This window comes from Aeromonas sp. s11 (genome assembly GCF_040907945.1).
Classification (GTDB): Bacteria; Pseudomonadota; Gammaproteobacteria; order Enterobacterales; family Aeromonadaceae; genus Aeromonas; species Aeromonas veronii.
Genome location: NZ_JBFOCU010000006.1, coordinates 52,420 through 77,264, shown reverse-complemented (window position 1 = coordinate 77,264; position 24,845 = coordinate 52,420). Strand labels below are relative to the sequence as shown.

General features: G+C 59.2%; 24 protein-coding genes. 15 read left to right on the top strand and 9 right to left on the bottom strand.

What is annotated here, in order from left to right; translation table 11 throughout:
- Positions 1 to 43 precede the first annotated feature (43 nt).
- From AB5Y84_RS01320 to AB5Y84_RS01300, 5 genes are read left to right on the top strand one after another with little or no spacing between them, the layout of a single operon-like run.
- Positions 44 to 1,003 carry an MBL fold metallo-hydrolase gene (locus tag AB5Y84_RS01320; protein WP_368176218.1) on the top strand — a complete coding sequence of 320 codons (960 nt, stop codon included), beginning with the start codon at positions 44 to 46 and terminating at the stop codon, positions 1,001 to 1,003.
- On the top strand, positions 996 to 1,325 hold the full coding sequence (locus AB5Y84_RS01315) for a hypothetical protein (protein WP_042057704.1): 330 nt from the start codon (positions 996 to 998) through the stop codon (positions 1,323 to 1,325). Before AB5Y84_RS01320 ends, AB5Y84_RS01315 begins: the two co-directional genes overlap by 8 nt.
- Entirely contained in the window at positions 1,313 to 2,170 is an 858-nt protein-coding gene (locus AB5Y84_RS01310) for a DUF692 domain-containing protein (protein ID WP_368176217.1), read from the top strand. Before AB5Y84_RS01315 ends, AB5Y84_RS01310 begins: the two co-directional genes overlap by 13 nt.
- Entirely contained in the window at positions 2,163 to 2,957 is a 795-nt protein-coding gene (locus tag AB5Y84_RS01305) for a putative DNA-binding domain-containing protein (RefSeq protein ID WP_368176216.1), read from the top strand. The genes AB5Y84_RS01310 and AB5Y84_RS01305 overlap by 8 nt, the downstream gene beginning before the upstream one ends.
- Entirely contained in the window at positions 2,954 to 3,562 is a 609-nt protein-coding gene (locus tag AB5Y84_RS01300; RefSeq protein ID WP_005337566.1) for a DoxX family protein, read from the top strand. The genes AB5Y84_RS01305 and AB5Y84_RS01300 overlap by 4 nt, the downstream gene beginning before the upstream one ends.
- A gap of 114 nt (positions 3,563 to 3,676) precedes the next feature.
- Here the strand turns inward: AB5Y84_RS01300 and AB5Y84_RS01295 are convergent, their stop codons facing one another.
- Together AB5Y84_RS01295 and AB5Y84_RS01290 are read right to left on the bottom strand one after the other, a co-directional pair.
- The gene (locus AB5Y84_RS01295; protein ID WP_368176215.1) at positions 3,677 to 4,348 is read right to left on the bottom strand and encodes an NAD(P)H-dependent oxidoreductase; all 672 of its coding nucleotides are present in this window, start codon (positions 4,346 to 4,348) and stop codon (positions 3,677 to 3,679) included.
- Between the two features lie 155 nt (positions 4,349 to 4,503).
- Positions 4,504 to 5,682 carry an MFS transporter gene (locus AB5Y84_RS01290; RefSeq protein ID WP_368176214.1) on the bottom strand — a complete coding sequence of 393 codons (1,179 nt, stop codon included), beginning with the start codon at positions 5,680 to 5,682 and terminating at the stop codon, positions 4,504 to 4,506.
- A 354-nt stretch (positions 5,683 to 6,036) separates the two neighbouring features.
- On the opposite strand from AB5Y84_RS01290, the gene AB5Y84_RS01285 reads away from it, so the two are divergent.
- The gene (locus AB5Y84_RS01285; RefSeq protein ID WP_368176213.1) at positions 6,037 to 7,044 is read left to right on the top strand and encodes an HAD family hydrolase; all 1,008 of its coding nucleotides are present in this window, start codon (positions 6,037 to 6,039) and stop codon (positions 7,042 to 7,044) included.
- A 161-nt stretch (positions 7,045 to 7,205) separates the two neighbouring features.
- Here the strand turns inward: AB5Y84_RS01285 and dkgB are convergent, their stop codons facing one another.
- From dkgB to AB5Y84_RS01270, 3 genes are all read right to left on the bottom strand, one after another.
- The gene (gene dkgB / locus AB5Y84_RS01280; protein WP_368176212.1) at positions 7,206 to 8,009 is read right to left on the bottom strand and encodes a 2,5-didehydrogluconate reductase DkgB; all 804 of its coding nucleotides are present in this window, start codon (positions 8,007 to 8,009) and stop codon (positions 7,206 to 7,208) included.
- Between the two features lie 65 nt (positions 8,010 to 8,074).
- Positions 8,075 to 8,371 (bottom strand): putative quinol monooxygenase, encoded by a 297-nt coding sequence (locus AB5Y84_RS01275; RefSeq protein ID WP_368176211.1) that lies wholly within the window; start codon positions 8,369 to 8,371, stop codon positions 8,075 to 8,077.
- Positions 8,372 to 9,005: 634 nt separating this feature from the next.
- Entirely contained in the window at positions 9,006 to 9,392 is a 387-nt protein-coding gene (locus AB5Y84_RS01270) for a DUF6404 family protein (RefSeq protein WP_236282726.1), read from the bottom strand.
- Positions 9,393 to 9,583: 191 nt separating this feature from the next.
- Between AB5Y84_RS01270 and AB5Y84_RS01265 the strand changes: the two genes are divergently transcribed.
- A complete protein-coding gene (locus AB5Y84_RS01265) occupies positions 9,584 to 10,486 on the top strand; it encodes a LysR substrate-binding domain-containing protein (RefSeq protein WP_042081961.1) in 903 nt (300 codons plus the stop codon).
- 171 nt (positions 10,487 to 10,657) lie between these two features.
- Here the strand turns inward: AB5Y84_RS01265 and AB5Y84_RS01260 are convergent, their stop codons facing one another.
- From AB5Y84_RS01260 to AB5Y84_RS01245, 4 genes are all read right to left on the bottom strand, one after another.
- The gene (locus AB5Y84_RS01260) at positions 10,658 to 10,891 is read right to left on the bottom strand and encodes a hypothetical protein (protein ID WP_139406510.1); all 234 of its coding nucleotides are present in this window, start codon (positions 10,889 to 10,891) and stop codon (positions 10,658 to 10,660) included.
- Positions 10,892 to 11,084: 193 nt separating this feature from the next.
- Positions 11,085 to 13,061: a methyl-accepting chemotaxis protein gene (locus AB5Y84_RS01255; RefSeq protein WP_368176210.1), complete on the bottom strand. Its 1,977-nt coding sequence runs from the start codon at positions 13,059 to 13,061 to the stop codon at positions 11,085 to 11,087.
- A 226-nt stretch (positions 13,062 to 13,287) separates the two neighbouring features.
- Positions 13,288 to 14,790, bottom strand: a complete 1,503-nt coding sequence (gene glpK / locus AB5Y84_RS01250; RefSeq protein WP_005337546.1) for a glycerol kinase GlpK — start codon at positions 14,788 to 14,790, stop codon at positions 13,288 to 13,290.
- A 54-nt stretch (positions 14,791 to 14,844) separates the two neighbouring features.
- Positions 14,845 to 15,693 (bottom strand): MIP/aquaporin family protein, encoded by an 849-nt coding sequence (locus AB5Y84_RS01245; RefSeq protein ID WP_005350866.1) that lies wholly within the window; start codon positions 15,691 to 15,693, stop codon positions 14,845 to 14,847.
- Between the two features lie 489 nt (positions 15,694 to 16,182).
- On the opposite strand from AB5Y84_RS01245, the gene glpT reads away from it, so the two are divergent.
- From glpT to AB5Y84_RS01205, 8 genes are all read left to right on the top strand, one after another.
- Positions 16,183 to 17,541: a glycerol-3-phosphate transporter gene (gene glpT / locus AB5Y84_RS01240; RefSeq protein WP_368176209.1), complete on the top strand. Its 1,359-nt coding sequence runs from the start codon at positions 16,183 to 16,185 to the stop codon at positions 17,539 to 17,541.
- Between the two features lie 102 nt (positions 17,542 to 17,643).
- Complete coding sequence (locus tag AB5Y84_RS01235; RefSeq protein ID WP_005337538.1) at positions 17,644 to 18,402, top strand: DeoR/GlpR family transcriptional regulator; 759 nt, start codon at positions 17,644 to 17,646, stop codon at positions 18,400 to 18,402.
- Positions 18,403 to 18,719: 317 nt separating this feature from the next.
- Positions 18,720 to 20,207 carry a glycerol-3-phosphate dehydrogenase gene (gene glpD / locus AB5Y84_RS01230; protein WP_368157330.1) on the top strand — a complete coding sequence of 496 codons (1,488 nt, stop codon included), beginning with the start codon at positions 18,720 to 18,722 and terminating at the stop codon, positions 20,205 to 20,207.
- A gap of 106 nt (positions 20,208 to 20,313) precedes the next feature.
- Complete coding sequence (gene glpQ / locus AB5Y84_RS01225) at positions 20,314 to 21,402, top strand: glycerophosphodiester phosphodiesterase (protein WP_368157331.1); 1,089 nt, start codon at positions 20,314 to 20,316, stop codon at positions 21,400 to 21,402.
- A 218-nt stretch (positions 21,403 to 21,620) separates the two neighbouring features.
- Positions 21,621 to 22,103 carry a serine protease inhibitor ecotin gene (gene eco, locus AB5Y84_RS01220; protein WP_368176208.1) on the top strand — a complete coding sequence of 161 codons (483 nt, stop codon included), beginning with the start codon at positions 21,621 to 21,623 and terminating at the stop codon, positions 22,101 to 22,103.
- A 298-nt stretch (positions 22,104 to 22,401) separates the two neighbouring features.
- Complete coding sequence (locus tag AB5Y84_RS01215) at positions 22,402 to 22,773, top strand: DUF413 domain-containing protein (RefSeq protein ID WP_005350885.1); 372 nt, start codon at positions 22,402 to 22,404, stop codon at positions 22,771 to 22,773.
- The gene (hdfR, locus tag AB5Y84_RS01210) at positions 22,773 to 23,645 is read left to right on the top strand and encodes an HTH-type transcriptional regulator HdfR (protein WP_005337525.1); all 873 of its coding nucleotides are present in this window, start codon (positions 22,773 to 22,775) and stop codon (positions 23,643 to 23,645) included. The genes AB5Y84_RS01215 and hdfR overlap by 1 nt, the downstream gene beginning before the upstream one ends.
- 171 nt (positions 23,646 to 23,816) lie before the next feature.
- Positions 23,817 to 24,758: a hypothetical protein gene (locus AB5Y84_RS01205; protein ID WP_368176207.1), complete on the top strand. Its 942-nt coding sequence runs from the start codon at positions 23,817 to 23,819 to the stop codon at positions 24,756 to 24,758.
- Positions 24,759 to 24,845: the final 87 nt, after the last annotated feature.

Below are 24,845 nucleotides of genomic sequence, written 5' to 3'. Positions count from 1 at the left end.
AACGACACACTTTCAACCGACAACCAACCGACAGGTAATTGTGATGAAACAGAGATTGAAAGCGGTGGCGCTGGCCATCGGGTGCGCGCTCACCGTCGCCCCGGCCTGTGCCGAGCCGGTACAACTGACACCACTGGATAAAACCTTCACTCTGCAGGTGCTCGGCAGTGGTGGCCCCATCTCCGACGACCTGCGTGCCTCCTCCAGCGAGGTGATCTGGTGGAAGGGGAAATCCCGCATCCTGATCGATGCCGGTGGCGGCGTCTACCTGCGCTTCGGCCAGGCGGGGGCCAAGCTCGAAGAGGTCGATTTTATCGGCATCACCCACTTCCACACCGACCATGTGACCGACCTGCCCGCCCTGCTCAAGGGTGCCTACTTCTTCGAGCGCAGCGATCCGCTGGATCTGGCGGGGCCAGAGGCCGGCTCGGCCTTCCCTAGCATGAGCGGCTACTTCGATGCCCTCTTCAACAAAGACAAGGGCGCCTATGCCTACCTGAGCGGCTTCAAGGATGGCATCGATGGCCTCTTCCCCATCACCTTGCACGATGTGCCCTACCAGAGCCCGCAGCCTCACACCGTCTATCAGCAGGATGGGCTGACCATCACCGCGCTCGGCATCCCTCACGGTGACGTGCCCTGTCTGGCCTATCGCATCGAGAGCGCCGAGGGGACCATTGTTATCTCGGCGGATCAGAACGGCAGCAACCCGGCCTTTGTGCCGTTTGCCAAGGGGGCCGACATTCTGGTGATGCCGCTCGCCATCCACGAAGGGGCCGACCCGGTCTCCGCCTCGCTCCATGCCAAGCCATCTGTGGTGGCCAAAATTGCCGCCGAGGTGAATCCCAAGCTGCTGGTGCTCAACCACTGGATGGGGGTTGGCCTCAATCACAAGAAAGAGGCGATGGCCATCGTCAAACAGCAGTTTCACGGCCAGATCGTGGCCGCCCGCGATCTCTCCAGCTACCCCGTTTCATCCGTCAAGGAGTCCGCCCATGAGTAACTCAAGCAGCAACAAAACCACCGGCAAACTGACCCTCTCCATCGCCATGACCAGCCTGATTGCCCTGACTCCGGGGCTGGCGCTGGCGGCCACCCCGAGCGATGCGCCGGTGAAAGCTGCCCCCAGCGAACAACACGGCGGCAAGTGTGCGGCGGGCAAGTGCGGCACCGAGAAGCGCTTTGAAAAGCAGGCCCTCGACAGTGATCCGCAGGGGCGGCTGGTGCGCGCTCGCGATGGCAAGTGTGGCGTGGCGGGAGAGGGGATTGATGGCGACAGAGCCAGCAAGAGCAGCAAGATGACGGAGGGGGTATGCGGCCAATAAGCTCTCGCTGTCGGGGGATCGGACTACGCCAGGAGCATTTGGATGCGCTCTGCGCCGGCCCCGTCCGCCCCGGCATCGACTTTCTCGAGCTGGCGCCGGAGAACTGGATGGCTATAGGCGGCGCCAAGCGGGTGCAGCTTCATCAGCTGGCCGAGCGTTACCCGCTGGTGGCCCACGGCCTCAGCCTCTCCCTCGGCGATTGTCAGCCCCTCAACCGCACCCTGCTCAGCCAGATCCGCACCTTTCTGGATGAGTTCGGTATCGGGATCTACAGCGAGCACCTGAGCTTTTCCCGCGACCAACAGGGTTATCTCTACGAGCTCTTACCGGTGCCACGGCAGTGGGAGAACATCCCCTATCTGGCCGAGCGGATCGCGCAGGTGCAGGAGGCGCTGGCCCGCCCGCTGGTGCTGGAAAATATCTCCTACTACCACGGCTATGACCACGAGATGCCGGAGGAGGATTTTCTCGCCGAGCTGGTGGCGCGCAGCGGCTGCGAGCTGCTGCTCGATATCAACAACGTCTTCGTCAACAGCCGCAACCACGGTTACTGCCCCAAACGGATGATCGCCGGGCTGCCGGGCAGTGCGATCCGCTATTTCCATATCGCCGGTCATCTGGAAGAGGCTGACGGAACTTTATTGGATACCCATGGCAAACCGGTGTGCGAGGCGGTGGTGGCGCTGGCTCGTTATACGGTGCAGACCCACGGCTTGCGCCCCCTGCTGCTGGAGCGGGATCACCATCTGCCACCGCTGGCAGAGCTGGAGGCCGAGCTGGCGCGGGTGCACGGCGCCTGTTGCGAGGCGATTGACCATCAGGTGCGGGAGGTGCGCTATGGATAGACGGTTATCACTGATCACTGCGCCCAAAACGGCGCCGCAGCGGATGCAGCAGCAGACCGCCTGGCTGGCGAGCCGGGTGCGGCTGCCGCAGGATGGCATCGCCAGCCACTATGCCCGCAGCGTGCGTGCCAATGTGGAGTCGGTGCTGGAGAGTGCTTTTCCGCTCACCCACGCTCACTGGGCGCCGGTGGACAGATGGCAACTGGTGGAGGGCTTTGTTATCCAGCACGGCGCCGAGGCCCCCGAGTTTCACCATATCGCCACCGAGTTTGTCCGCTATGTGCAGCATCGCCACAGTGAGGGCTCTCTCAACTGGCCCAGGCAGCGGCTGGCGCTGCTGGAGTACGAGTGGGCCTGCCTCTGTGTCGAGATTGATGAAGGGGTGGTGCCGCAAGTGTTGCCGGGGGAGGAGGTGACGGCGGAGAGTTCGTTTGTGCTCAATCCCACCTTGCAACTGCTTGAACTCCCCTTCGCTATTCGTCGCAGCGGCGTGCTACCGACACGGCAGGGCAGCCACTTCTATGGCCTGTTTCGCAGCCCGGATCATCAGGTGGTGACCCAGCGCTTGCGCGAATGGGATGTGGCCCTGATCCAGCTGCTGCAACAGCAACCGGGGATCACCCAAACCGCGTTCCAGCAACTGGTGCAACAGGTACGCAGTGACTTTGATCTGATCGAGTGGGCGCGCCATTTTCACCGGTTGGGTCTGCTTATCCTGCCCGTCGGTGAGCGCCAGCCTGGCACTCCCTTGCCCTCATTTAGCAAACACCAAGGAGAATTCCCATGAACAACACCCTGATCCAGTGGTACGAGCGGGCGGTGGCCCAGTGCAAGCGGCTCGATTTTCTGGCCCTGCTGGCCATTCGCCTCTATCTCATTCCGGTCATCTATGTGGGGGCCCACTCCAAGGTGATGGGCTTTGCCGGCACGGTCGCCTGGTTTGGTGCGCCGGTCTCGGAAGGGGGGCTCAACCTGCCGTTCCCGACCCTGCTCGCCTTTCTGGCGGCAGGTACCGAGGTGCTGGGCTGCATCTGCATCGCCCTTGGCCTCTTTACCCGCATCATGGCCATTCCCACCATCTTCCTGATGAGCGTGGCGAGTGCCATGGTGCACTGGAAGCACGGCTGGGATGCCATCGCCACCGGCAGCATGGAGGCCACTGTGCGCCTCAACGGTTTTATCGAGTGGCTGGCCGCCAACTTCCCCGGTCGCTACAACTACATCACCGAGCTCGGGGATCCCGTGATGCTCAACAACGGGATGGAGTTTGCCGCCACCTATTTCGTGATGCTGCTGGTGCTGCTGGTTTATGGCGGGGGCCGCTACGTCAGCCTCGACTACTGGCTCAAGCGTGCCGTGACCGGCAAAGCAGGCGTGCAACAGGCGGCATAAGGCTTGCCCACGGATAACAAAAACCATAACGACAGAGCGTGAAAAACAGCGAGCGGCCGGGGGCCGCTCGCTGTTTTTGTGCTGTGTGGGGGGGAGTGTCAGCCGCGTCAGCCGTTACTGGTAGCGGCCGACTGCGATGGGGGACTCCTGTTCAATCTGGCCAAGGCGCTCGGCCCACTGGGCGAGCCAGGCTTCCCGCTCTTCTTGCGAGACCCGCACCGGGGCATAACAGATATGGGGGCGCAGCACGTCGAAGCCGACAAATTGCAGGATCCCGCGCTGGATGGGGCGCAGCACCCCGTCGATATCGCCGTTGAAGCCGTTGGGCAGATAGGTCTCGGCAGGGCCACCGGTGGTGAGGCTCAGCAACGCCCGCTTGCCGCGAAACTTGCCGCTCTCGTAGATATGGCCCTGACCGTAGACCCGCCCCATGGCAAAGACCCGATCCACCCACCCCTTGAGGATGGCGGGCAGGCCAAACCACCAGAGCGGGAACTGGAAGATCAGCAGATCGGCCGCCTCCAGCTTTCGCATCTCCTGCTCCAGCTGCGGGGTAAAGCTGCCCTGCTCGGTGGCAGCCAGCTCTTCGAGTTGCAGCTTGAGAAAATCGGGATCGCTGGCGGCGGTGAAGTTGCGCCGATCCGAGACGGGATCAAAGCCCATGGCATAGAGAACGCTGGTCATCACTGTGTGGCCCGCCTGCTCCAGCGCCCTGATGGCGTGGCAGAAGAGGGCACCGTTGAAGCTTTTAGGTTCGGGATGGGCATAGACGATAAGCACCTTCATAACAGACTCCGTGGCAAATGATGCGAGGGTGACCGGCTTGGTTACTGAAACAGTTGCTGAAACAGTTGAGGGGTTGAGGCTGTGTCACAGCATAGAAGCCTGCCGCACCGATTGCAGCAGGCGCCACGCCCTTGCGTGACGCCTGCTGGCGCAGCTTATGCCTGACAGGCAGCGAGCCGGAGGGCTTCGCGGCGCTCACTGACATGGGTCAGCCCGTAGGCCAGTAGCACGATAAGGGCGCCGATCCAGGGTGTGTGCATCAGGCCGAGGTGCTCTACCACAAAACCACCGACCACAGATCCCAGCGCAATGCCGACGTTGAAGGCGGCAATATTGAGGCCCGATGCCACATCCACCGCCTTGGGGGTGTGCAGTTCGGCTTGTTTCACCACCAGTACCTGCAGACCCGGCACGTTGCCGAAGGCAAAGGCGCCCCACACCAGCACGGTGAGCACGGCCAGCACCGGATGGGGTGCGGTGAAGGTGAGGGCCAGCAGCACCAGCGCCAGACCGGCAAACAGCAGTTTCAGTGCGGGCAATGGGCCCATCTTGTCGGCCAGCTTGCCGCCCCAGATATTGCCGATGGCGACCGATACCCCGTACACCAGCAGGATCAGGCTCACCGCACCGGCGCTAAAGCCGCTCACCTGCTGCAGGATGGGGGCGAGGAAGGTGAAGGCCGTGAAGGCGCCGCCATAACCAAGGGCGGTTTTGGCGTAGACCAGCAGCAGCGGCTTTTTGGTCAGTACCGAGAGTTGCTCGCGGATGGTCGAGGCTGCCCCCTTGGGCAGGTTGCTCGGGATCAGCAGCAGGCTACCCACCATGGCGATGAGGCCGAGCAGGCTTACTACCAGAAAGGTTTCACGCCAGCCAAAGAGCTGACCAATCCAGGTGCCGAGCGGTACGCCGGTTACCAGCGCCACGGTAAGGCCGCTGAACATGATGGCGATGGCGCTCGCCGCCTTCTCTTTGGCCACAAGACCCGTGGCGATGGTGCTGCCCACCGAGAAGAAGACCCCGTGCGCCAATCCGGTGAGGATGCGTGCCACGATCAGGCTCTCGTAACCGGGGGCCTGCCAGGCCAGCAGGTTGCCGGCGGTAAAGAGTGCCATCAGCCCTACCAGCAACCACTTGCGCGGCACCTTGCCGGTGAGCGCCGTGAGCACGGGGGCACCGATGGCTACGCCAAGGGCATAGAGGCTGACCAGAAGGCCCGCCGAGGGGAGCGAGACATTGAGCTGCTCGGCGATGGTGGGGATAAGCCCCACGATCACAAATTCGGTGGTGCCGATCGCAAAGGCACTCAGGGTAAGGGCAAATAACGCCAGTGGCATAACAACTCCTTGGTTTGGGACTCCCGACGGGAGAATGGCGCCAGTATGCCGATGGGTTTTGTTGGCAAAAATGACGGTGACAGCAAATTACTTTTGCCAAATAAGCAGCAATAACGCTGCGTGGGAGGGGATTGTGGTGCCCGCGGCGTGAGCGCAACGCAGTGATCTGCCTCGCAGAACGGGATGAACGCTGCTCCTTTTCTGAGCTTGCTTAAGCTCCAGTACAAGCTGGCAGCCATAGGATTTTCCCTGTGAAACCCGTGTGTGTTGAACCCATGTGCGCCGGTGTTGTGATGGCCGTGCGCTTTCATCTACAGGCAATAGACAGGCAATATCCAGCTGACAGGTAACATGATGACCTTGAATCGACTCTCCTCTCTTTTGCTGCTGTGCGGCGCCTTTGCGGTACAGGCCGGCCAGAGCGATCCCCTCTCTGCCTGGAATGACACGGCAGCCAAGCAGGCGATCACCCGCTGGGTAACCAATGCCACCGATCAGCAGCAGCCCACTTTTATTCCGCCAGAGAAGCGCCATGTGGTGTTTGACAATGACGGCACCCTCTGGCCGGAAGCGCCCATGACCTATCAGCTGCAGTTTGCGATGGACGAGATCAAGCGCCTGGCACCGAAACACCCGGAGTGGAAGGCCGACCCCATCGTCGCGGCAGTGCTGAACAATGACCTCAAGGCCGTGGCCAAATCGGGGGAGAAGGGGCTCGCCAAGCTGGTGGGACTGACCCACAGCGGCATGACTACCACCGAGTTTGCCGAGCGGGTCACTCGCTGGGTCAACAGCAGCAAGGATCCCCGTTTTGGCTGCCACTACAATCAGCTCGGTTATCTGCCGATGAAGCAGCTGTTGGGGTATCTGCGGGATAATGGCTTCCAGACCTGGATTGTCTCCGGCGGCGGCGTCGATTTTATGCGGGTGATGTCCGAGCAGATGTATGGCATCCCGCCCCAGCAGGTGATTGGCTCCTTTAGCCTCGGCGAGTTTGCCCTGACCGGGGAGGGCAGCGAGATCCGCAAGACCATGAACGGCGCCTATTTCGATGACAGCAAGGCGAAACCGGCCGCCATTCACCTTTTTATGGGGCAGCGTCCGGTCGGCGCCTTTGGTAACAGCGATGGCGACGTGCCCATGCTGCAATACACCTCGACCAACCCGGATTACCAGACTTTTGGTTTGTTGGTGCACCACACCGATGCCAAGCGCGAATACGCCTACGACAGCCATCCTCCTGCCAGTGGCAAACTGATCGATGGGCTGGCGCAGGCAAAAGCACGGGGTTGGGTGGTGGTCGATATGAAATCAGACTGGAAGCAAGTGTTCGATCCCGCCCTTTGCCAGAACGCGCCCTGATTGCGGGGCTGTATCTGGCATCAATGTGGCGACTGGACGTTCAGCAAGCGCTGCAAAGCGTGAGGCAAGAAAAGAGACAGGGAGAGCATGATGCTCTCCCTGTTTAATTTGGCTTGCTGGCGAGCCAGCCTTTCTTTCGCGTTAGTCTCACGCCTTTCGCGTCAGTCCCATGCAGGGGCAAAGTCGGGATTGGCGCAGCGCTCGCCCCGACCCAGCGTGGCGATGGCGGCCATCTCCTCGCTACTCAAGGTGATATCGAGGGCGGCCAGATTGGCGGCCTGATTCTCCCGCTTGGTGGAGCTCGGGATCACTGTCATATCCTGCGCCAGCAGCCAGGCCAGCGACACCTGCGCCGCCGAGACGCCGTGGCGTTTGCCAATCTCCATCAGCAGCGGCTCGCTCAGCACCTTGCCATAGGCGAGCGGCATATAGGCGGTGACGGCGATACCGTGGGCCTTGCAGAACTCGACCACCTTGCGGTTTTGCAGCAGCGGATGAACTTCGATCTGCTGGTGGGCGATGGCCCCCGGCCCCAAAATCTCGATAGCTTGTTTGAGCTGGGCCACGGTGAAGTTGGAGACCCCGATCTCCCGGGTCAGGCCACGTGCCTTGGCCTCGGCCAACTGCTCCAGATAGACTGCCATCGGCACCTCATCCTTGGGGGAGGGCCAGTGGATCAGCGCCAGATCCAGATAGTCGGTGCCCAGTTTTTCCAGGCTTACCTCCAGGCTCGGGATCAGCTTGCCCGGGCCAAACTCGCTGGTCCACACCTTGGTGGTCAGGTAGATCTCGTGACGGGCAACAGTGCTGCGGGTCAGCACGGCGCCGACCTCGGCTTCATTTTCATAGATCTGGGCGGTATCGATATGGCGATAGCCCAGCTCCAGACCGTTGGTCAGGGTGGCAAGCAGCGGCTCGCCCTTCAGGCGGAAAGTGCCCAGACCCATGGGTGGCATATTGATCATCTTGTTCCTCAATGGGGTGGTGGTTGGCCCTTGATGGGCTGAACAGAAACAGGCTCTCGGGCCAGTCAGGCGCCCAGTGGCTGATAGCGGCGAATGGTGCTGCTGGCAAACCAGGGCTCGGCCTTGGCGACAAACTCGGTAAAGTGGGATTGGCCCTGATGGGCGGTGAGGGCGGCTTCGCTCTCCCACACCTCGTAGAGCATCCAGCTGTGTGGATTGTCCAAGTCCTGATGTAGCTGATAGCGCTGGCAACCCGCCTCTTGCAAGGTGGCCGCAATCAGCGGCTCAAGGGCGGCGCGAAACTGGGCGGCGAATTCGGGTTTGGCTTCAAGCTGGGCAATCACAATCACGGGTGATGACATCTGAACCTCCTTGGCAAAAACGAAGGATCAGTATGCCTGCCGTGACTTGCTGGAAACAGGGCGCTGGTCGCAAAACAGTATTGGGGGGAGAGCAGCAATAGCAGTAGTGAGAAATTTTTATGAATGATTGTCTGAATTTGTAGTCAACACCCCTGTTTCTGCATGAGTCACCAGCTCACCTTCGCTGATTGCGCGTTCAATGGCAAACCACCTAAAACCCGCAAAGAGATATTACTGGCCCGTATGGACGCTTTGATCCACTGCTTATCTCACAGTGAGGGCACAACTGTTTGATCATCTGGTGAACTACTTGATTGAACGTCCAAGCTATGGCCAATCACTACAAGGCTGCCATGATGGCCGGATGAAGCTTTTTTGCGATCACCATGCCAAGGAAAATGGAGGCAAATAGAGGGAGAGGATCCCAGCTTCGTCGATAGCTGCGCCAGTTGCCATTGTGGTGGCGGAAAAGCCTGTAGGCGAGAACCAAGAGGCCAATGGCGGTTTGGATGAGGCAGTTAATTGAAAAGCTGATAAAAAATTTAACGAAATCTGGCAAGGTGAGAGTCCGAGTCTGTGAAAGTGTGCTCTTCAGAGCCTGTATTGCACTCAGTTTCAATCGGCAGCAGGAGCTTTAACCTTCTTCTGCTGTGCCTTTACTGATGTGCTGGTGCTCCAACTGCTCCCATGGGGTCAATCCAAGCTGCCGGCGTTTGAGCCAGAGTCCAATTAAGGTGAAAAGACCAAATACGCCAGCGAACATGGCTGTGTTGAACAGGGCTGATAAAAGATCCCTTCCCTCTGGATGCCAGACGAATGTCCACATAATCAGACCCCATAACGGCGCAATAGAGAGGCCGGAACAGAGGAAATTGGTAAGCCAGCCCGCGTAATAAGGCGGCTTGACGGGGACGCCGAGTTTACGCAGCAATTTGAACAGCCACGGATTGTAGTGAAATTCCTTGAGGCCACTGTCAGCCAGTAGTTGATGGGCAATAGCCAGCCGTTCTTCAAACTCCATTAATGTATCTCCTTGATGATCTGGCTTCATACGATTCCTCTTGATGGCATTCTACTGATTAAACAGGGTGAGCGATAGTGATTCTCTCTGGTTATTTCTCTTCGAAAAACAAGATCGTCTGTCTGAGCACGCTTGCTAATCCACAGCGGCTGCGCCTATAAAGGCCCATTACTCTTGTCCGGATAACAGCAATGAAGACCCATTCTGATGAACTGACCCTGTTTGTGGCGGTGGTGGAGGCGGGCAGTTTTCGCCAAGCGGCGGAGAACCTCGGTATGGATAACTCGGTGGTGAGCCGTGGCATCAAGCGGCTGGAGGAGAAGCTCTCAACCGTTTTGCTCAATCGCACCACCCGCCGGGTCAGCCTGACCGAGGAGGGGAGTTGGTTCTATCAGCGGGCGGTGAAGATCCTGACCGAGATGAGCGAGGCGGAGGGGCATCTGCTGATGCGCCGGGAGCAGCCAGAGGGGATCTTGCGGGTTGATGCCGCTACCCCCTTTATTCTGCACCGGCTGGTGCCGATCATCGGCGAGTTTCGCCGCCGCTACCCTGCCATCGAGCTGCAACTGCACAGCTCGGAGGGCTTTATCAATCTGATGGAGCGGCGGGTGGACATGGCCATCCGCATCGGCGAGCTGACCGACTCCTCACTGCGCGCACTGCCACTGGGCCGTTCGCGGCTGCGGCTGCTGGCCTCTCCTGCTTACTTGAGCGAGCGCGGCACCCCGCGCCAACCGGCGGATCTGCTGAGCGGTCACGAGCTGCTCGGCTTTTTGCATCCCGATCACCTCAACCACTGGCCGCTGCTCAGTGCCGAGCAGGGGGATCGCTTTGCCATTACCCCCAGCCTGCGTGCCAGCAGCGGCGAAACTTTGCGTCAGCTGGCGCTGGCGGGGCAGGGGATCGTCTGTCTGTCGGATTTCATGACTGGGCCGGATCGGGAGAGCGGCGCGCTGGTGGAGGTGCTGGCGCGCAGCAACAGCGGCGCCTCGCGCCCCATCAATGCGGTCTTCTACTCCGATGCCCAGCGGGATATCCGGCTGAGGGTCTGGCTCGACTTTCTCAAAGAGCAGCTTGGCAGCCATACCCTTTAGTGCAGGTTGGTTTGTGCGGTTTGTTTGAACGGTTCGTCGCTGCGGTTTGCTTAACGAAAAACAAGCCGCGCCTTCGTTGCGGCCAATCAGCATTAGCCTGGTGGCAGATAAACAGACGGCCGACTTGAGGGTCGGCCGCCGGTTCGGGAAGGTGTGTGAGCTGAAGCGCAGTTAGTGGGGCAGTTTGCCCCATACCCGGCTGAGCAGGGCGCCGCCGATCACCGGCGGAATGGCCAGCAGCAGGGTCCACTGCCAAGAGAGGCCGCCGACAGTGGCGGCCAGTACGATGCAGGTGAGCACCACCAGTTGGGCCACCATCATCAGGAAGGTGCCTTCGCGGGGGGTCAGTGTCTCTTTTTGAGTGGCGACGTGGGCTACGGGCGCTTGATTGGTGGTCGGTTTCATGGCGATATCCCTCTGTTGAGTCTGATATCACTAAGCAATGGCTGTTCCACATTTTTTCATGTTAATTATCAATGGCTTGCTGTCTTGTTCGTTATTCCCGTTTCGAGAGGGCAGGCAAAATGATTTGCAAAATGAAAACGCCACCCTGCGGTGGCGTTTTGGTTATTGAGAGGGAGAGGGGGAAGCGCCGGGTCTAGCCAATCCGGTATTGGCGGATCTGCTCGTCGATGGCCTTGGCCAGTTCGAACAGTTCGCGGCTGGCGGCATTACTCTCCTGCGCGTGTTCCCGCTGGTGTTCGGCCACCATGGCCAACTCATCGAGCGCCGTTCTGGCTTGCCCCATTTGTTGATTCTGCGCCTGCGCCAGCGCACTGATCTCGTTGATCTCGAGGGCGGTCTGGTTGATCTGGCTGGTGGCATCAACCAGCACCTCTCTGGCCTGATTCATCCGGTTGTATCCCTCTTCGCTCAGGTTGCGGGAGTCTGCCATCGAGCTGCTGGCCTGCCGGGTTCCCTCCTGCAGGCGCAAGATGAGATCCTGCACATCCTTGGTGGCGGTCTGGGTACGCACCGCCAGCTGGCGTACCTCGTCGGCCACCACCGCAAAGCCCCGTCCCATATCCCCCGCCCGGGCCGCTTCGATGGCAGCATTGAGGGCGAGCAGGTTGGTCTGGTTTGAGACATCGCGGATGAGGTTCATGATCTGGGTGATGTTGTTGCTGTCTTTCACCACCTCATCGAGCAGGGCCGAGGAGCTGCCGATGCTGCTGCGCAAGCTGTCGAGTTGCGCGGCGCTCTGGGTCACATCCTGCTCGATGCTGAGCATATGGTTGGCGATGCGTTGGGTTACGTCGTTGACTCCTTCAGAGCGGCTGGCGATCTGCTCGGCGTTGTCGCCGATGGTGGTGACCACAGTGGTCAGCTCCTGAATGCTCTGGGCCTGCTGGCACGCTTCTCCTGCCAGTGCCTGGGCCTGCTGCATGGATTGGGACGACTGCGCGGAGAGGGCGCTGCCTGACTGCTGGAAGCGGGAGAAGCTCTGGTTCAGGCTCTGGATCAGCTGATTGAAACTCTGGGCCATCATGCCCAGCTCCGACTCGTCAGAGAAATCGAGACGGGTCGCCAGATCCCGATCGGCGGTGATGTGATGCATGCCATCGGCTGCCTGACGAATGGGGCGACTGATGGAGTGAGCCAGCCAGGCGGATGCCAGCATGGCGATCCCGCCGATGGCGAGCGAGACCATGATGATGAGCTGGCGGGATTCCTGCAGGCCCTCTTCCAGCTCGGCGCTGTTGATCTCGCCAATCAGCAGCCGGTTGAGGGTGGGGATGTAACGCACCGCGATGAGGTAGGTTTGCCCCTCCAGTGTTAGCGCCTCTACGGCCACCTGTTCCCGGGCATTGGGAATAAGCCGCTTGACGGTATCGAGGAAGGATTGCTGGTGGTGGGCGGCGCCTTCCACCTCCTGCTCGGGGTGGATCTCGATATTGCCCTCCATGTCCGCCAGATAGACCTGACCACTCTTGCCGATCCGGTAGCCGCTGATGAGCTTGCTCAGGGCGCTCATGTCGATGGAGGTGCCAGCCACCGCCAGGGTCTTGCCCTCGTGGGTGACGGCGGTGTTGATATAGAGGGAGGCGCGCTTGTCAAAATCCGAGATGTCGAGGTTCAGCTCATAGGGTTTGCTGCGTTTGAGAAAGCCGTAAAACCAGCCATCTTTCGGGTCTGATTCGCTCAGCGATTTTTGGGCTGTTGGGCCGCCGCTGAAGTTGATCAAGGTGCTGCTCTGGCGGGGGGCGATAAAGACGTTGCCGCCGATCCGCCGTTGCAGATCCTGAAAGTAGCGTTCCATGGCGGGCCACTCTTGCTCTGGCATGCCAATGGTCAGCCAGTCGATGACAAAACGGTTGCTGGCCAGCGCCTGCGCTTCGGTCAGGTGCTGGATAAGCTGGGCGGTCAGCTGGTTGGCAATGCGATCCACGCTGCTTGGCAGCTCGTAGCGTTCGACCCGCTGCTGGGCCTGACTGTGGGATATCTGCTCGAGGATCAAGGTGATGCAGCTGATGGCGATGGCCATCAGTATCGCCACGCCAGCGAGGATCCGGGTACGGATCCCGAGCCCTGACCAGAGTGAGTGCAGTGTAAAACGGTGTATCGCCCTCTCCATATCGCTCTCCTCATAAATAAGGTCGCATATGCGACCCAGATGATGATTATAGATAGAGAACTCAATTGTGTTGTGGTGGATGGTGACAACAGAGGGCGGCAGAAAAACAGGAGGGAGCAATTAGCGGGGAAGGGGGCAGAAACCGGCAAGGGAAAGCATAAAAAGAGAGGCCGACATTGCGGTCGGCCTCTCTGGTGTTTATCTCAACGGAATGTCGGGTGCCCGATCAATCCTCTTCAGCCCAACGGCGTGAACGCTCAACCGCTTTTTGCCAGCCGCTGTAACGTTTGGCGCGATCGTCTCTGTCCATCTGCGGGATGAACTCGCGGTCCACGCTGAACTTGTCTTCCAGCTCGTCTGAGCTCTTCCAGAAGCCGACTGCCAGACCGGCCAGGAAGGCGGCACCCATGGCGGTAGTCTCGATGCGGGTCGGACGCACCACCGGGGTGTGCATCATGTCAGCCTGGAACTGCATCAGGAAGTCGTTGGCTACGGCGCCGCCGTCGACTTTCAGCGCAGCCAGCTTGATGCCGGAGTCCTGCTGCATCGCATCCAGCACATCGCGGCTCTGATAGGCGATGGATTCCAGCGCAGCACGGATGATGTGGTTGCGGTTGGCACCACGGGTCAGACCGACCATGGTGCCGCGAGCATACGGATCCCAGTAGGGCGCGCCCAGACCAACGAAGGCCGGTACCAGATAGACGCCGTTGGTATCGCCCACCTTGGAGGCGAAGTAGTCGGTATCGCGGGCATCGTGAATGATCTTCAGCTCGTCACGCAGCCACTGGATGGTGGCGCCGCCCATGAACACTGCACCTTCCAGCGCGTAGTTCACTTCCCCTTTCGGGCCGATGGCAACGGTAGTCAGCAGGCCGTTGCTGGAGCGAACCGGCTCGGTACCGGTGTTCATCAGCATGAAGCAGCCGGTGCCGTAGGTGTTTTTGGCCATCCCTTTTTCAAAGCAGAGCTGGCCGAACAGGGCAGACTGCTGGTCACCGGCAATACCGGCGATGGGGATGCGGGAGCCGCCGCCACGGGTGGTGTAGCCGTACACTTCGGAAGAGGGTTTCACTTCCGGCAGCATGGACATGGGGATGCCCAACTCGTCCAGCATCTTCTCGTCCCACTTCAGCTCGCGGATGTTGTAGAGCATGGTACGGGAGGCGTTGGTCGGGTCGGTGACGTGCACTTCGCCATTGGTCATCTTCCAGACCAGCCAGGTATCGATGGTGCCGAACAGCAGCTCACCGTTCATCGCCTTCTCACGGGCACCTTCCACGTTATCGAGGATCCACTTCACCTTGGTACCGGAGAAGTAGGCATCCAGCACCAGACCTGTGTTCTCGCGAACGTACTCTTCCAGACCGCGAGCTTTCAGCTCTTCGCAGATGGCGGCGGTGCGGCGGCACTGCCAGACGATGGCATTGTAGATGGGCTTGCCGGTGGCCTTTTCCCAGACAACGGTGGTTTCACGCTGGTTGGTGATACCGATGGCGGCGATCTCTTCGCTGCGCAGGCCGGTCTTGGCCAGCACTTCGGTAAAGACGGAGGATTGGGTTGCCCAGATCTCCATCGGGTCGTGCTCTACCCAGCCCGCTTTCGGGTAGTGCTGGGTGAATTCGCGCTGGGAGGTGCCAACGATATTGGCATCCTGATCAAACACGATGGCGCGGGAAGAGGTGGTTCCCTGGTCCAGAGCGACGACATATTTCTTTTCAGCAGACATGATGTTCTCCACGTTTCTATTTTCCACGTTTTTATACGTTGGAGGGGGCCGCTCTTATGCGGCAGCCTCTTCTTTGGCGGTTTGGGTCGCTTGCTCGGTGGTGACGACACGGTTGCCCGGGACGCAGGGAGCCAGCACTTTGACATACAGAGCGGTACCAATCTGGGCGCCAACGATGGGGCCAAGGATCGGAACCCAGAAGTAGGGGTTGTCACGACCACCGGTCAGGGCAACATCACCCCAGCCAGCAAAGAACGCGAACAGTTTCGGACCAAAGTCACGGGCCGGGTTCATGGCAAAACCGGTTAACGGGCCAAGGGAGGCGCCGATCACCGCGATCAGGATACCGATCAGCAGAGCGGCTGCGAAACCTTTGGGGGCGCCATTGTTGTTGTCACCCAGCGCCATGATGCCCAGCATCAGGACGGCGGTGATCACCAGCTCGACGGCAAAAGCTTGCATATTGGTCAGCAGGGCATTGGGGTAGGTGGAGAAGATCCCGGCGGTGCCGAGGCTCTCGACGCTGCCGCGCACCACGTTATGGGTCACTTCCCACTGGGTGAAAAGGTTACCATAAAGGAAGTAGACAAGGGCCGCGAAGCAGAAGGCACCGGCCATCTGGGCGATGATGTAGGGCACCACCTTGCGCTTGTCGAAACCGCAGAAGGTCATCAGCGCCAGGGTTACAGCCGGGTTGAGGTGGGCACCTGAAATGCCGCCGGTCACATAGATGGCGATGGCCACACCCAGACCCCAGGTAATGGAGATTTCCCACTGCCCGAAGTTGGCGCCTGCCAGCACCAGTGCCGCCACACATCCGACGCCGAAAAATATCAGCAGGCCGGTTCCGATAAACTCGGCGATGCACTCGCCAAGCAGGGTATTGGGTCTTTGTATGCTCATACTTTTGTTCCTTATATCCACCCGTAGAGGTTTGATGTTCCGTTTTATCTTTTTGTGTCTATCCGTTGCTGCCGAAAACGTTTCCTTGTTGTTTTTGCGTCTTGCGCAAACGTTATGCTCGTTTGCGCTCGTTATCGGTCGTGACAGAAAATAACCCTTCCCAATAATTTCACCATCCCCCCTCCATAGGAAATGTGGACAAGATCCCACTCATTGCTAAGAAAATGTGACGTAAAGCATCTTGATAACCGCCAGTTACCACTTAGGGGGTAGCTTGCAACCCTTGCTACACAAGGGCTGGCGCTTGCTGAGTGATTTCTCATTTGGAGCTTTTATTTGTAATAAAACTGCAATATTTGAGCATGCATCACAGATTAAATGAGCGCATATGAGCACAATAGGCTCGCTTACGAATCAGTGGACTCACATGATTCGTTGGAATGGTCAGGGCATCCTCAACCGCCCATAACAACAATAAGGAAGCAGAACATGCTTAGTCTCTTCAGGCCTGCGGTGCACATCGACAGGCTCCCGGCTGACAAGGTCGACCCCTTCTACAAACGCATGCGTTGGCAGGTGTTTTTCGGGATCTTCTTCGGTTACGCCGGCTACTATCTGGTACGGAAAAACTTCAGTCTGGCGATGCCCTATCTGATCGAGCAGGGCTTCTCCCGTGGTGATCTCGGTTTCGCGCTCTCCGGGGTCTCCATCGCTTACGGTTTGTCCAAGTTCCTGATGGGGAACGTCTCTGACCGTTCCAACGCCCGTTATTTCCTCTCCGCCGGTCTGCTGCTCTCGGCTGCCATCATGTTCATGATGGGGACCATGCACTGGGCCACCTCCAGCATTGCCATCATGTTTGTGCTGTTGTTCCTGAACGGTTGGGCACAGGGCATGGGCTGGCCGCCCTGCGGTCGCACAATGGTGCACTGGTGGTCACAGAAAGAGCGCGGTGAAGTGGTTGCAGTCTGGAACGTGGCCCACAACGTGGGTGGCGGCATGATTGGCCCGCTGTTTATCCTCGGGATGGGCTGGTTCAACGACTGGCGCAGCGCTTTCTATGTGCCTGCGGCAGCGGCGGCCGCCATCGCGGTGATCGCCTTCTTCGTGATGCGTGATACCCCGCAATCGGTCGGTCTGCCTCCTATCGAGGAGTACAAGAACGACTATCCGAAGGATTACAACGAGAGCCACGAGCAGGAGTTCTCCGCCAAGGAGATCTTCGTCAAGTACGTGCTGCACAACAAACTGCTGTGGTACATCGCGATTGCCAACGCCTTCGTTTACCTCATTCGTTACGGTGTGCTGGACTGGGCGCCAACCTACCTGAAAGAGGCCAAGCACTTCACCGTCGACAACTCCTCCTGGGCTTACTTCCTCTACGAGTGGGCCGGTATTCCGGGCACCCTGCTGTGCGGCTGGATCTCTGACAAGATGTTCCAGGGCCGCCGTGCCCCGGCCGGTATCCTGTTCATGGTGCTGGTGACCCTGGCTGTGCTGGTTTACTGGTTCAACCCGGCCGGCAACCCGACCATCGACATGATGGCGCTGGTGGCTATCGGCTTCCTGATCTACGGCCCTGTCATGCTGATCGGCCTCTATGCTCTTGAGCTGGCACCGAAGAAAGCAGCCGGTACTGCGGCAGGTTTCACCGGTCTGTTCGGTTATCTGGGCGGCGCCGTGGCAGCCAACGCCATGCTGGGTTATACCGTTGACCACTTCGGTTGGGATGGCGGCTTCATGGTGCTGACCGTCTCCTGCGTGCTCTCCATCATTCTGCTGGCGATGACCCTCAAGCATGAGAACATTGCCGTTGCGGCCAAGAAAGCGGCTGCCCATAAGGCATAAAACGTGATCCTCAGCTTATTGATCCCAAAGGGGATCAGGTAAACTGCCAAAAGGCCCCGCATCTGCCGGGGCCTTTTTTTGTCTCATCATCGGAGTGCAAGCGTGAAGCAAACCCAACGACATCTGGAGATCCTGGACGTCCTGACGCGGCAGGGATTTGTCTCGACCGACGATCTGGTGACCCACTTTGACGTCAGCCCCCAGACCATTCGCCGGGATCTGAACGATCTCGCCGAACAGAACAAGATCCGGCGCCATCATGGCGGTGCCTCCCTGCATTCGAGTACCGTCAATACCGCCTATAGCGCCCGTAAAGTGATGCAACTCAAGGAGAAAGAGCGCATCGCCCGCGAGGTCGCGGCCAATATTCCCGACGGTTCATCGCTCTTTATCGACATAGGTACCACCACCGAAGCCATTGCCCGCGCCCTGCTCGATCACCGTGAGCTGCGCATCGTCACCAACAACCTCAACGTGGCCAGCATTCTGACGGCCAAGGATGACTTCACCGTCATCATTGCCGGCGGCGAGATCCGCAACCGCGATGGCGGTATCGTGGGGGAGGCGACCCGCGACTTTATCGGTCAGTTTCGCATGGACTATGGTGTCATCGGGATTTCGGGGATCGACAACGACGGCTCCCTGCTCGATTTCGACTATCACGAGGTGAAGATTGCCCAGGCCATCATCGCTCACTCCCGTCAGGTGTTCCTGGCCGCCGACCACACCAAGTTCGGTCGCAATGCCATGGTCAATCTGGGCAATCTCAGCCAGATCCACGCCCTCTTTACCGATCAGGAGCCACCGGAAAAGCTGGCGCGATTGATGGCGCAACACCAGATCGCCTGCCACATCTGCTGACGGCGAAACACGCCAAGGCTGTGCCGGTCGCCCGTCAGGGCGGCCTCCTTTCTCTTTCTCTCCCCCATCCCTGCACCCATATCACCCCTTTATAGGTATTGCAAAAACCACTATTCAATCTGGTGTTTTTGGCTATTAACCCGCCGATTTTGGCCCGACGCCATTTGCTCCGCTGACCTGTCCCCTTTGCCACCTCTGGCGGGCTGTGGCGATCACACTTTCATCATAAAATGTTCGTTTGTTGTATTTTCATGTTCTAAAATGAGCGAAATCAAACATTGCTGTTATAGCAATCATAAAAATGAAAGTAGGTGAACATGAGCGAACATTATGATCTGGTCGTCGTCGGTGGCGGCATCAACGGGGTCGGCATCGCAGCCGATGCGGCAGGACGGGGTCTGAAGGTTGCCCTGTTTGAGGCGCAAGATCTCGCCTCTGCCACCTCGTCCAACTCCAGCAAGCTGATCCACGGCGGTTTGCGCTATCTCGAACATTACGAATTCCGGCTGGTGAAAGAGGCGTTGGCGGAGCGTGAGGTGCTGCTCGGTATGGCGCCTCACATCGCCCGCCCCATGCGTTTTCGCCTGCCGCACCGCCCGCACCTGCGTCCGGCCTGGATGATCCGCGCCGGTCTGTTCCTCTATGACAATCTGGCCAAGCGCGACAAGCTCAAGGGGAGCTGTGGCGTGCGCTTCCTGCCGCAAGATGGCTTGAGCGCGGGGATCAACAAGGGGTTTGAATACTCGGATGCCTGGGTCGACGACGCCCGGCTGGTGGTACTCAACGCCATGATGGCCCGTGACAAGGGGGCCGACGTGCAGACCCGCACCCGCTGCATCAAGGCGGTGCGCGGTTCCAAACACTGGACGCTCACTTTGGAGCGGGAAGGGGGCGAGCAGTTCACCGTCACCTGCCGTGGTCTGGTCAATGCAGCGGGCCCCTGGGTCAAGACCTTCTATGACGAGAGCCTGCACGAGAAATCCCCCCGCGGCATTCGCCTTATTAAAGGCAGCCACATGATAGTGCCGCGCATCCATGAGCGCGAAGAGGCCTATATCCTGCAAAACGAAGACAACCGCATCGTCTTCGTCATCCCTTATCAGCAGGACTACTCACTCATCGGCACCACCGATGTGGAGCACCACGGCAGCCCGAGGGAAGCGAAGATCAGCGAGGCCGAAATTACCTACCTGTGCAAGGTGGTCAACGCCCACTTCACTCGCCAAATTGCGCCGCAAGATGTGATCTGGACCTATGCCGGGGTGCGCCCGCTCTGTGACGACGAGTCAGACTCGCCGCAGGCGGTGACCCGCGACTACACCCTCGAGCTCTCTGGCGAATCAGATGGTGCGCCGCTCTTGTCGGTGTTTGGCGGCAAGCTCACCACCTATCGCAAGCTGGCGCAGGCCGCCTGCAACAAGCTCAAGCCCTGGTTCAGCCAGATGGGGGATGACTGGACTGCGACCAGCCGTCTGCCCGGCGGCGAGTTTGACTGCTCGGTGCGCGAGCTGGCCCGTGCCTTTGCGCTGGAGTTTGACTGGCTCGATGATCGCAGTGCCCTTCGCATTGCCGAGGCCTATGGCGCCCATGCCCGTCTATGGCTGAAAGAGGATCGCGGCATTCACTTTGGTGGTGGCCTGTACGAGTCGGAAGTGCGTTATCTCATCGAGCGGGAGTGGGCCTGTTCACTGGAGGATATCCTCTGGCGCCGCAGCAAGCTGGGGCTGCGCCTGAACGACTCAGAGCAGCAGATGCTGCAGATCTGGCTCGACCAATACCATCAGGCTCTGCGCAAGGCGAGCTGATGAGTGACGGTGGGCAGTGCGCTGCTGCCCACCGCTTTCCACCGTAAATATGCAACAAACCTCTGATAGAACAATTACCTACACACAATAATAAAGAGCATCACATATGAAAAAACTCGCCGTTTCCCTCATCGCCTTGAGCCTTGGGGCATCCCTCTCATTACCCGCGTTGGCTGCCGATGAAGGCAAGGTGGTGATCGCCCACCGTGGCGCTTCCGGCTACCTGCCCGAGCATACCCTGGAGTCCAAGGCGCTGGCTTATGGCATGGGGGCAGACTATCTGGAGCAGGATCTGGTGATGACCAAGGATGATCAGCTGGTGGTGATGCACGATCACTTCCTCGATGGTATCACCGATGTGGCGGCGCGCTTCCCCGGCCGTGCCCGTCCGGACGGCCGTTATTATGTGGTGGATTTCACCCTGGATGAGGTGCGTTCCCTGCGTATGACCGAACCGTTCCAGCTGGTGGATGGCAAGCAGGTGCCGGTCTATCCGGCCCGCTTCCCGCTCTGGAAGTCAGACTTCAAGATCCACACCTTCCAGGAGGAGATCGAGATGATCCAGGGGCTCAACAAGAGCACCGGCAAGAACATCGGCATCTACCCGGAGATCAAGGCGCCCTGGCTGTTCCGTCACGAAGGCAAGGATATCTCCAAAGCAGTGCTGAAGGTGCTCAAGGAGTACGGCTACACCGGGAAGGATGACAAGGTCTATCTGCAGTGTTTCGATGCCGATGAGCTCAAGCGCATCAACAGCGAGCTGATGCCCGCCATGGGTATGGATCTGAAACTGGTGCAGCTGATGGCCGAGACCGACTGGAACGAGACCATGGTCTACGACGCCAAGGGCAAGGCGACCCCCTACAACTATGACTGGATGTTCAAGCCGGGGGCGATGAAAACCATCGCCAGCTATGCCGAAGGGATTGGCCCGTGGAAGCCGATGATCGTCACCGAGCCGGGTACTTTGGGCAAGCCGGTCTTCACCGGCATGGTAAAAGAAGCCCACGCGGTGGGCCTGAAAGTTCACCCCTATACCTTCCGTCAGGATGAGGGGCAGATCCCGGCCTATGCCAAGGACTTCACCGATCTCCTTAACATCTTCCTCTATCAGGCCGATGTGGATGGGGTGTTCAGCGACTTCCCCGACAAGGCGGTGGCCGTCATCAAGGCCCATCAAGAGGCGGCTAAATAGCACTCTGGCGCCATTTGAGTGCAAAGCGAGGCCAATTGGCCTCGCTTTTTGTTTCAGGTTCCCGTAACGGGAGTGTGCGCCCTGTCAGAAAATAGCCAGATCACGTCATGGTGTGCCGGATCTGCATCATTTTACGCAGTTTTTACGTAGCAGATCGCTGGCATGAAATCGGCAGAGCGGTTAGTCTAGCGGCGTTGAACCAACCCCATGAGGTACAGATGAAAACCGTATTGCGTTTTAGCCTGCTGGGCGCCTTGTTGCTGGGTGGCCATGCCTTCGCCGCCGAGCCGAAAAAATTTGATATCAGCATGTTCCCAGCCGCTGACGTGAATCAGGAACGTGTGGTGATCCGCCTGCCTGAAGTCGAGAAAGAAGCCGACATGATGGTCGAGCTGCAGGTCGGCAAAAAGATGATGGTTGATTGCAACGTACCGCGTTTTGCAGGCAACCTGGAACAGCACAGCGTCAAAGGTTGGGGCTACAACTACCTGAAACTGGGCAAAGTATCCGACCCCATCAGCACCCTGATGATGTGCCCGGATAACCAGCAGAAAGAGACCTTCGTCCAGATCTACGGTCAGGGCTTCTTCGTGAACTACAACTCAAAACTGCCGTTCGTGATCTACGTGCCGCAGGAGTATGAAGTGCGCTACCGTCTGTGGCGTGCCGACAACCTGGCCCAACCGACCATGATTGAGTAAGCATGTTTGAACCAAAGGTTCAGCTGGTTCACCTGATGTGATAAATAAAGCGCCGTATGGCGCTTTATTTTTGCCTGCACAGTTCAAAAAGTGACGTGCAAATTGGCTGCACGTTTACATAAGTTTATTATTTATCAACGTTTTTTGTGTGTTATGCCACAAAATCGGCGTCAGCGATGGGGCAAAGTGACTTCGATAAAAGATATTTATTAACATAGTGAGAAAATTGATTTTGCACTCGGCGATGGCCTGATGATACTTGCCCGCAAAGGTCAAACTAACCAGAAAAAAGAGCACTATGAGCTTCGAATCAGACAAGCGTTTCAACGACTTCAAACATTTTCCCCGTGGCCTGCGTCGCAGTGGCGAATTCACTGTGGCCGAAGCGGACAGTCTGGAAAAGTATGGTACCGCCATGCTGGCACTCTACCAGGGCAACCTTGCACCCCGTGACGATGTCGAGTCCGCCTTCGTCGAGCAGGTCAAATCCGGCGAAGCCGGTGCCAACCCCCATGCCAAGGTGTGGTTCAAGTACCTCAAGGTGATCGGTCCCAAGCGCGTTCATCGCCTCTGCACCGTCGTTGGCGGCGCCAGCGAAGAGAGCAGCGGTGGCGGCAGCTTTGATGTCGGTGGTGGCAGCGGTGGTGGCAGTGACGAGTCCATCGATTAATGGATACCGAGCTGCTTCGGACCTTTATCGAGGTGAGCAAGACCCGGCATTTTGGCCGGGCTGCTGAAAATCTCTACCTGACCCAGTCGGCGGTGAGTTTCCGGATCCGCCAGCTAGAGCAGCAACTGGGTGTCAGTCTGTTTGCCCGTCATCGCAACAACATCCGCCTGACCGCCTCCGGTGAGCGTCTGCTGCCCTACGCAGACGCCATCTTGCACACCCTTGGTCGCGCCAAGCAGGATGTTGCGCTCTCGCCAGGATTCAGCCAGCAGTTGGCTATCGGCGCGCCCGCGGTGTTCTGGGAGCTCGATTTCAACGACTGGCTCAATCACATCTATGCGCTGGCGCCCGGTTTGGCGGTGCGGCTGGAAACAGCCTCCCGCGAGCACCTCTGCCGCCAGTTGCTGGAGCGCTCCCTCGATCTGGCCCTGCTCTCCGAGCCCACCAAGATCGACGAGATTGCCCTGCATCCCATCGGTGAGCTGGTGTTCGAGCTGGTGAGCCGGGATCCGGCCGCCAATGCCGACAACCTGATGCAGATGCCGCACATCCACCTCGACTGGGGCACCAGCTTCGAGCCGCAACCCAGCCGCTTGCAGAGCCTGCAAAAGACCCCGGTGCTGCACTCCAGCTCCGCCAGCATGGCGTTGCAGTTCGTGCTGGCCAACGGTGGTGCTGCCTACCTGCCACGGCGGATGGTCAGCCCCTTCCTCGAGAAGGGCGCGCTCCATCTGGTGGAGGGGGGGCAGCCGCTGAGCCGTCCGCTCTATCTCGCCTATCTGGAGAAATCCGATCGCCGGGAGCTGATCGATCAGCTTCTGACCCTGCCACTGGGTTGGCACGACGCCGAGCTGCGCCTCAACGTCGAATAAGTGTCGAGTGTTATCCAAGGAAGAGCCCACCCCACGGTGGGCTCTTCTGTTTGGGGAAAATTGCAGGGAGCGGGGTCACGTAATTGGCGCGGGAGGCTTGGCGTCATCGGCCTGTAACGGTACCTTTTCAGGCTGTTTATCCGATTGAGCACTGACAGGGATGGATTGTAATTGATCGACTTTAGTCACCCCGAATGGCGGGCGCTGGCGCAGCAGTTGCTGAGTCACTCACCTGTGGTGATCCGTGGCCGCCAGTGGCAACCACTGGTAGGCCTGCTCAAGGATAACCAGCTGCTGCTCGCCCATGGCAGCCACAGCTATGAGCTCACCCCGGCTGGACGGCGCTATCTCACCCGCGAGCTGATGCTGGCCGAGATCGCCACCGCTCCCCCCGAGCCCGAGGAGTGGTTGCATGCTCAGGGCTGGCAATTGGGGGAGCAGGTCAACGAACGGGTGCTGGCGGCGCTCTATCGCAAGAGCGAGGTGAACTTCACCCCCAATGAGCAGATCGATTTCGAGGACAAGGGGATCCGGCTCTGTGCCGATCAGCTGTTGCGCTTGCGCGCAGCCCAGCCGTTCAGCCTCTTTTTCAGCGGCGGTACCCTGATCGACGCAGCCCCCTGGTTGCAGGCGCTGGGGGAGGTGGCGCTGCCCGAGCGCACCCTGGCGGGTCTTGGCAAGATCCTCTGGGGGGAGGGGAGTATCGAGCGGGTGATCACCACCGACAGCGTCGGCGCTTTTGCCGAGTTGCCCCTTGATGCTGGCACCTTGCTGGTGTGGGCACCCCCATCGGCTCCTTTTGCCTTGCAGCAGGTAGTTGCCGCCTTGCCCCCCAATGTGTTGTGGAGTCATCTCACCGCCCTCGACCCTGCCGGGGTGGATAGGCTGCAGGCGTTGGCCCAGCGCTTGGGCCGTCCGGCCAGCTGGTGGCTGCCCCGTGATCTGGCCCCCATTCTCAGTGCGTATGCCCAACCTTTGACTGAGGCTAGGCCGTGGGAGCCGAGCCGGATCCCCAAGTTATTGTTAGCAGTTTGTAGCGGTTTGGTTGAGTCCAATGGTGGCTTGTCGGCCGAGGTGTGCGCACTGGCGCCAGCGTGGCATGCCGTTGGTTGAAATTGGTCTGAAAGCGAGCCAAAAAGCGGTTTTCCCTCATTGAACGCGGTGATATAAAGAGTTGACGAAGCGCTCGCCAGATGAGCG